The organism is Arthrospira sp. PCC 8006 (assembly GCF_046480465.1).
Classification (GTDB): domain Bacteria; phylum Cyanobacteriota; class Cyanobacteriia; order Cyanobacteriales; family Microcoleaceae; genus Limnospira; species Limnospira platensis.
Genome location: NZ_PKGG01000535.1, coordinates 1 through 529, shown reverse-complemented (window position 1 = coordinate 529; position 529 = coordinate 1). Strand labels below are relative to the sequence as shown.

The following is a 529-nucleotide window of genomic DNA, read 5'->3' as shown; positions in this document are numbered from 1 at the left end:
AAGTTATTCATTTTTTTCTGTTCACCGGCCATGTTTTTAAAACACTTGTTTTCGTATTCAACCGGTGATAACCATCCAAGTGCTTCTTGCTTTCGCTCATTATTGTAAATGGATATTAAACGACCTAATTCATTGGTGATGTTCACTTTTCGGTTTGTTATCAATGGAATCAAGTGGTTTTTAATCAATCCATTACGCTGCTCGGCATAACCGTTTTCTAAACAGTTTTCTGCGCGACTTATTTGAAGTTTGCTATCGTCCATTGCTTTAAGGTAATCAGTCGAAAAGTATTGAGATCCTCCATCAGTGTGATGGATACATCCTTTGACTGCGTTGTTGCCACGTAGTTTAATCCACATCTTATAAGCACAAAGTGCTTCTTCTGATCGCATGCGTTTACCCACATGATGACCAACTATTCTTGAGCTGTAAACGTCTGTAAGACAAAATAAATAATACCTTTTTCCTTGAACCATCAAGTACGTTAAATCTCCTACAATCAACTGATTAATGGAGGTGATCGATATTC

The 529-nt window shown here is 37.1% G+C and carries 1 protein-coding gene; it reads right to left on the bottom strand.

Going from position 1 to position 529, the window contains the following annotated elements; translation table 11 throughout:
* The coding region (locus B9T16_RS29250) for a transposase (protein WP_410246454.1) at window positions 1–476 on the bottom strand (476 nt) is incomplete at its 3' end.
* Window positions 477–529: the final 53 nt, after the last annotated feature.